This is a genomic window from Candidatus Wallbacteria bacterium (genome assembly GCA_028687545.1).
In the GTDB taxonomy this organism is placed as follows: domain Bacteria; phylum Muiribacteriota; class JAQTZZ01; order JAQTZZ01; family JAQTZZ01; genus JAQTZZ01.
In genome coordinates, this window is the sequence record JAQTZZ010000092.1 from 1 (window position 1) to 7,310 (window position 7,310).

Sequence of the window (7,310 nt, forward strand, 5' to 3'; positions counted from 1 at the left end):
ATGCAGTGGTCTGTGCAGGAAGGATTGCTGGAAGTCTGCATTATGTTTTCGCCCGGCCAGTAGATCGGCTGGTGCATGTGCCAGAGAAAGGCTATATAAACAGGCTTTTTGGCGCAGACGGCACCCGCCGAGAACATCAGTGCCAGCAGTATCCAGATTCCTGCCTTATAAATGCTGCCCTCCATCGCAAACGATTTCTGGTATCAGTATGCCTGAAAACTTCAAAACATCAAGTTACAGATTGTTACAATTTGTTACCAATTTAAAACTTCGCTTGATTTGTGAAAGTGCTGAATTTTTTCTAAAAATAATAAGAGAACGGATTTCAGGCAACATTCTTATCCATCAGCAGATACGAAATCTCTGAAATGCCTGCCTTTTCTTTGGCGTGCTCGATGGTCATGCTGGTCAGGTTCCCCTTTTCATCCAGATCGATGAAGAGGTTTTCCGAGATTTCCCTAGTTTCGGCTACAGTTCCGCCGGAAAACTCGATCAAAGCAGTGTCAGTATCCGTAAAATACCTGATTTTCATGGTTAATCCCCCTTGAACCGTCTGTCGAAAAATGCATTGTTTCAAGAAAATTTTAAGGCTTTGCCCCTGCTTCAGCAGTAGTCAGCACTTCAATCGTGGCCCCGTGGTTGACGATCAGAGGGATCACGCCCGGGGTTTTGGCGTGCTTATCCACAATCTTTTTCATTGCCTCAGGATCTGTCCAGCCTGTCATGTATAAGCGGATCTGGGTGTCCTCAAAATTCGCGAGATTGCCCACTGTGTAAACATTGTCGACTTTCATGACATGATAACCGTTGGTGGCAGCGATCAGCTGCAGGGCGCGCTCGTAATAGACTTCTTTGAGGGAAAGTGTGATCTTCCCTTCCACTGATTTCTCGATGATGATGTTGACCCCTGCAGTTCTGGCTATGGCACGCAACACGTCCCTGATTTGTGCATCATTGAAGGAAAAGGAGATATAATCCGCAGCAAATGCGCGCAGGCTGAAGAGTAAAAGGAAAAAGAAAGTTTTCCTCATGCCTCTCAGACAGGGGTTCCGGGTTTGGTGTTCTTCAATAGTTTTAAAAGCCAGTAGCCGAGAAAAGCTACGATCATTAAAATTACGACTGTCAGAAGCGCTTTTTCGGCTGACGCTTTCTGCTCAGTCGGAGTTGTATCCCTGAAAGATCTGTTTTCCTCGATCGCGCCTATTTCAAGGGCAGGGAGGTTCTGCTGGTACCAGTTCCCCTGATTGACCCGCACAGACAGATCATACTCCGGCTTTTTCAAAGCTCTGTTACCGAAGCAGAGGTTGATTCCGCCTGCGTCTTCAGGAGCTGAAAAAACCAGCAGATATTTTACCCACTGCAGGGTGATCCCATGAACAGTGATCGGAGGATTGTTCTTGTTGATGATCTGGATTTTATAAAAAGCTGTTTTCGGAGACTGTGGCCTGATCAGATTGGAGGATTCTTCCTTGCCAAGCAGTGGAAATTTGTAGATCTGGTCCTGGGTGAAAAATTTGAAATCATTTTCCTTGCCGGTCTGGCTTACCTGCAATACTACAAACCTCTGATAATATTCGTCCCCTGTTTCAAACAGGATCCTGTCAGCAGGCAGTCCGGCTTCCAGAAAAAAATTGGAATTTTTCTGTTCATCGATCAAAGCCGAGGAATTAAATCTTTCCTCGTCAAACTCAATCTTCTCTTTTTTCCTGCCGAAAGCCTGGGCATGGAGTGAACCGATCTTCAAACGCTTTTCCGGGGTGTTGCCGAGCATCAGGTCCAGGCCCTGTACTTTGATTTTAAGTTCTTCACGATCCTTTTTTGCAGTTTCATCCTTGATCGTAAGGCGGAAGAAGCGGAAATAATTTTCTCCCAGATCGAACCAGGTTTTGCGCAGATTTACCTGGCTGGTAAAGTCATAAATTCTGTCCTCTTTGATCAGTTCCCATTTTTTCATATCCTTGCTGGTTTCAACAATCACCAGGCGATTGAAATCCTGGTCAGGGATATCAAGATAAATCCGGTCCGCAGGCTGATACTCCTGCGGCAGCCTCGCAATGATAGTGACAGATCCTGTGTCTGAACTGTAATTGATTATTTCCATGGCCAGGGTTTTATCAGGTTCGCCAGGATCGACACTGCGCAGGATCACATACGGCACTTCCTGACCATTCTTGTTAAACAGGCGCAGATCAGTGAAACCATCAGAGGATTTCCTGATGATGTCTCCGCTGAGGTGCAGGCTGTACAGCTGGTTTTTGGTCATGGTCCCAATCAAAGGAGCGGAAAATTTGAAATCCGGATTCGGATCTGCAAAAGCAAAAACACAGAATATGAATGATGCTAATAGAATACGGTTCATTTCATCTCTCCTTGGAGTTGCTTCCTTTTAAAGCATCCAGCATCGGCTGCTTATATATATTGTAGAGATATGACGCTCCGATCAGGATCAGGCCCAGCACAATGAACGATACTATGTGGTAAGGTGCGCTGATCTGTGAAATGTCGATCAGGAAAACCTTCAGGATAGTCAGCAGGAAAAGAATCAGCGAAGCCTTGCGGATCGCTGAATTGTCCTTTCTAAAGCCGATCAGGATCAGAGAGATTGAAAACACAGTCCACAGTACAGAGATCGAAGCCAGCCTGGCTTTGGGAAGATAGTCGTAGAAAAATGCGGATGTTTCCAGATTGAGCACTATAAAAAGCAGAATCCCCCAGAGAGTGAAAAGTTCGGGATAATAATTCAGAGTCTGCAGTGACTGTTTTGTTAAGACTGAAGATCCTTCCCGGCAAAGGTAGGCAAAAATGTAAGTTCCTCCCAGGATAAAGACAATGGTGATCAGCCTCTCTATCAGCTGCGTATCGAATCCTCCGTCCACAGCAAAACGATTGAAGCTGTAATTGAAAACTTCAGAATAATCGTAGAACAGGAACTTGCAGAGCGTCAGGATCAGCAGTATGAATCCCGAGTTGGCAAGCATCCCGCGGTTGACCTGGAGTCCGATGTAGAGCAGAATCACTGCCTGGATCATCCAGAATACAGTAATCCAGTGGCCGGAAAAAAGGATCGGCACAGTGATGATCAGAAACAAGGCCGCATTCCCGACCAGGAAGTAGAATGATTCAGAGACAGCGCGGCTGTGGAGTTCTGCAGCCATGAAAAGAAAGATCGCGGCATAGGCTACGCTGATCAGGCTGACCCATTCCAGGCCATACAGGTTTTTGATCATGGAATAGTTGAATCCAAAGGCGATGAAGGAATTCATCAGCAGCACTGAATAGCACTCTCCCTTTGGGGACTCCGCTGACATGAGTTCACTGATAAAAGGCCTGGCAGCATGGATCAGGAAAAAGAGATTCAAAAACACAAAAGTGAGTACGAATTTGGAATCATCATAATACTTGTCATACCAGCCGGTAAAAATCACATATGTGAAAATGAAACAGAGCGTGTTCAGAAGATTCCAGCGCTTTTTCATGGCAACGCCGATCATGCCCAGATTGAGCATCACCATGTAGGACATCAGGACAGCCTGGTTGTCCACTCCTGTGGAGAGGAGCATGGGTGTGGAGAAACCGCCCACCAGAGCCAGGATGGAAAGCCAGCGGGTGTCGAAGATGATGGAAAGGGTGACTGCAAAGATGGTGACCAGGATCATCAGGCAGAAAGCCAGTGCCTGAGGGAATAAATGGTAGATCTGGAAAGAGCCCCAGGTTGAGGCATACAGCATGGCTACACCGCCGCCGATCAGATACAATCCCAGTATGTCGTATTTCTTCTGATGGAAAAACTTGCCGCTGCCAAGGATCGCTGCTGCGAACAGGTAGGCCATTGTGACACGGCCTGCTGGGCCGACCCAGTTGTTGTCAAAGGAATATTTAATGAAAAAGGCAGTGCCGACAATCACTGCCACGATGCCGATCACCAGCAGTCCCTTCAGACCCAGAAACATTTCCAGGCTGAATTCCTCAGGAATAACATTTTTTGAACTTGCAGAGACTTTGGGTTTAACCGGCGGATATGGCTTGGGAGAAGGCCTGGATATCGTTTCCGGCTTCACAGGCACGGGTTTCACAAGTTCCGGTTTCAGAGGCTCTTGTCCCACCAGCTCTGGTTTCGCTGATTCCGGTTTCACCTGCACTGGTTTCACAGCTTCAGGACTCAGCTGCTCTTTTGCCTGCTCAGTTTTATATTCTGCATTAATTTCGGCATTTGGTTTAGATTCAACCTGTCCTTCCATTCCAAAAAGTTTGGCCAGACTTTCTTCGAGCCATTCCATTTTGTGATCCATCTGATTGAGGTTTTCAGTCAGGTTAGTACCGACTGTTTTCAGGCTCTTCAGTTGTGATTTCAGTTCAAAATAGACTTGCAGCTGTTCCTGAACTTCAGGTTCAAACTGATGGCCGCAGGAGCAGAGCTTGACCGGAAAAGCGACGGTCTTTCCACAGGCTGGGCAGACGAATTTGCCTCTCCTGACTGAAAGGGGGTTTCCGCAGGCCACGCAGAATTTGGCGTTTTCACTATTTTGATGTCCGCATTTTGTACAGCGCAATGAGCCCTCCTCAAGAATTATGTTTCAATACTATCAGAAATCCGGGTGCTTTTAAATCCTTTCCCTTTCTTCGGTATGATTGGCTTCCATCAACTATTGAATTCCAAAACCGATTGCTCTCATCATCCCGATTACACCTATCAGAACCCAGAACAGATTCAAAACCGTATATGCCCTATCTTTCTTGATGATCGAGCACCAGGACAGGATGACCGCGTCCGTAGTGTTGAATGCCCAGACAAAAACAAACGGACTTTTTGGTCCCAGCCAGCTGACGAGCGAAAAACTGAAGATCCGCATAATCACTCCAAGCATCTCTAAGGATCGAATATTCCTCCCGATGAGCGCATTAAGTGTATTGATTGTCAGGGTCTTAGTCATCAGCGCACCTCCATCAGGCGCAAGCAAGCCTGTGCGACTATTCTGGCAGCTTGGTCCAGTTCGATCTTGATGCGTCCATATCTGTGCATGACAAGAGGCTGCAGGATCAGGCCGAAAAGATGCGCCACCATCATTTCTGGAGGAATTCCGGCCGGTAAGCTCTTGTCCTCAATACCTTTCAGAATGAACTTGCTGATCAGCTCATAAGGATTATGCCAGCCGTCCAGCAGGCATTTTTCCGGAAAATCGTGCTGATTGATCAGAATGAAGGCAAAACGTTCAGGATCCATTTGATAATAATCAAAGGTGAATCTGACTCCAGCATAGATCCGCTCATGCATACCCTTATCAGGATCAAAGAGTATCGCTTCCAGAGCAGTAGTGAATTTCTCCACTTCCCTGGTAAACAAAGCCCAGGCCATTTCATTTTTACCTTTGTAATATCCGTATAATGTGCCCTCAGCTACACCGCATTGCTCGGCTATATCCTTGATCGTCGTTCCTGCCAGCCCTTTCCTGGCAAACAATCTGATCGCCGTGTCTTCGATTATGGATCGCTTCCTGACTGGTCTAGACATCATTTCCTCCATTAAAGTGAACGCTCACTCATTAATATTATTACTTAAATCTTGACGACTGTCAAGAATCTGTTTCTGACTTTTTAATCAAAAAAAGGAACTGAGTATTTTTGTGATTAGAGAGCCATTCAGATCATTCAGCTCTTTCCTGGCTGCCGCTATTTTCATATCGTGGTATGGAGAGTCTTCCCAGAATTGAGAATCCTTATACTTGATGTATTCTTTAAGTTCACGGATGCGTTTCAAGCGTTCAAGCAATGTCATGATCGATATTAATTACCACCTTTTTCGGGAAATTTCCAGATCCAAAGCGAAAAGACTGCTTTCACCATGTGGGTCCAATTGGTTTGAACAGTCTTTTGTCTGGTTAATATGCTGCAGATAAATTCATTTCCAGAGTCTGGCAGGAATTTTGATCGCTATGTCCGGGGTCTTCAGGCTCAGGTCTCCCCTGCCCTGATCATCGATTCCATCCTTTCCGATCGAATAAAGAATCACATTGTCTCCATCTGCTTTTGCTTTGAGTGGCTGCGCGGAATCAAATGGATCCTCGCTTGCCTTTCCGGTTAGCGCGGAGCGTGTCAGTCCGCGCAGAGCGTCCAGCTCCAGGAATTTAACGTCTAAGTTTGCCATGGAAGGAATGATCAGCCCGATAGGAGACATTGAAGGCATCTTCTTCTTCTGCTCTTCATAATATCCGGACAGCCTGCCTGAAGGTGTATTGACAGTCAGGATCGCGCCATCCATGTAATTTTTGTACATGTTTTCTGAATTTTTCCCTCTGTTCAGGGCAAGTTCCAGGAACCAGATCTGCAGCGGAAATTTTTTCTTCAAAACACTGATAATCCGCAGGCCGCAATTTTCCTCACCTGAGATTGCAGCCGCACAATCCACATGCTGCGAATCTTCGAGCGCGATCAGATCCAGAATTTCAGGAGCTGAAGAAATTGCCTGTACCGGATTTTTTTCAATGAATGAAAGCATGGGAATGTAAAAATCCTGTTTCAGGATGGCTGTGCCAAGCAGCGGGTGAAGCAGGTTCAGGTCCCCACCCATGCCCTTGCTGATCGCCAGGCCGAGCACCAGGTTTTTCCTGAGATATCCGAACCCCTCAACTGTGTCGCCTTGATTCAGGGATTCCCGGGCCACAGCAGTGATTGAGCGCACAAACTGCCTGTAACGGGACCAGAAACTGGTCAGACTGTCTGCTGATCCCTCTTCCAGTTTGAAACTGTTTGAGAATCTGTTTGGGTAAATATCATGGCCTCCGGAAAAAAGCCTGGCCAGAGATTCAGGATCAGTGCGGATGGCTGAAAGCCGCTTGAGATCCTGTGCATCCAGGGCAACCTCCTGACTGCCTGGAACTATTCCGGATTTTTCTCTGAGCAATGATGTGACTAAAGAAGCGAATTCGCGCTGTTCAGCATTGTAATAATCAGCTGGCAGCTGCTTCAGGGAACTCCAGTTTTCAGGAGTGTTGCAATACTGCAGAAGCGGATTGACCAGGAATTTAACAAACAGGATCAGGGCCGCGCCGCTGAGAAGGATCGCGTACAGGAAACGGACTACATTTTTCTTTTTCATAGTATCCTCCTATAATCACCTGGACGGGCCCATCCGGGTTGAACGCACATTTCGCATGGCCTTCGGCGGGCGGGTATTAAACCCGCCCCTACAGGGAAAACAAATGCATTCTGCCGTATTTAAAATATTCTCCAAACTGCATAACCGTTGAAATTAATGCGCCGAGGATCATTCCGGTCAGGATTACCGGCCAGGTCAGATCCAGCTGCAGACTGGG

9 protein-coding genes are annotated in these 7,310 nt (G+C 46.7%); all 9 read right to left on the reverse strand.

The window, feature by feature from the left end; translation table 11 throughout:
• The coding region (locus PHW04_18775) for a hypothetical protein (protein ID MDD2717938.1) at nt 1-185 on the reverse strand (185 nt) is incomplete at its 3' end.
• Nucleotides 186-325: 140 nt separating this feature from the next.
• Nucleotides 326-532, reverse strand: a complete 207-nt coding sequence (locus PHW04_18780; GenBank protein ID MDD2717939.1) for a DUF2283 domain-containing protein — start codon at nt 530-532, stop codon at nt 326-328.
• Nucleotides 533-584: 52 nt separating this feature from the next.
• Nucleotides 585-1,031: a hypothetical protein gene (locus tag PHW04_18785; GenBank protein ID MDD2717940.1), complete on the reverse strand. Its 447-nt coding sequence runs from the start codon at nt 1,029-1,031 to the stop codon at nt 585-587.
• A gap of 5 nt (nt 1,032-1,036) precedes the next feature.
• Complete coding sequence (locus PHW04_18790) at nt 1,037-2,359, reverse strand: hypothetical protein (GenBank protein MDD2717941.1); 1,323 nt, start codon at nt 2,357-2,359, stop codon at nt 1,037-1,039.
• A 1-nt stretch (nt 2,360) separates the two neighbouring features.
• Entirely contained in the window at nt 2,361-4,550 is a 2,190-nt protein-coding gene (locus tag PHW04_18795) for a DUF2339 domain-containing protein (GenBank protein MDD2717942.1), read from the reverse strand.
• Between the two features lie 93 nt (nt 4,551-4,643).
• Nucleotides 4,644-4,931, reverse strand: a complete 288-nt coding sequence (locus PHW04_18800; GenBank protein ID MDD2717943.1) for a hypothetical protein — start codon at nt 4,929-4,931, stop codon at nt 4,644-4,646.
• The gene (locus PHW04_18805) at nt 4,931-5,509 is read right to left on the reverse strand and encodes a TetR/AcrR family transcriptional regulator (GenBank protein MDD2717944.1); all 579 of its coding nucleotides are present in this window, start codon (nt 5,507-5,509) and stop codon (nt 4,931-4,933) included. The genes PHW04_18800 and PHW04_18805 overlap by 1 nt, the downstream gene beginning before the upstream one ends.
• A gap of 87 nt (nt 5,510-5,596) precedes the next feature.
• Nucleotides 5,597-5,773: a hypothetical protein gene (locus tag PHW04_18810; GenBank protein ID MDD2717945.1), complete on the reverse strand. Its 177-nt coding sequence runs from the start codon at nt 5,771-5,773 to the stop codon at nt 5,597-5,599.
• 123 nt (nt 5,774-5,896) lie between these two features.
• Nucleotides 5,897-7,093: a hypothetical protein gene (locus PHW04_18815; protein MDD2717946.1), complete on the reverse strand. Its 1,197-nt coding sequence runs from the start codon at nt 7,091-7,093 to the stop codon at nt 5,897-5,899.
• Nucleotides 7,094-7,310 lie beyond the last annotated feature (217 nt).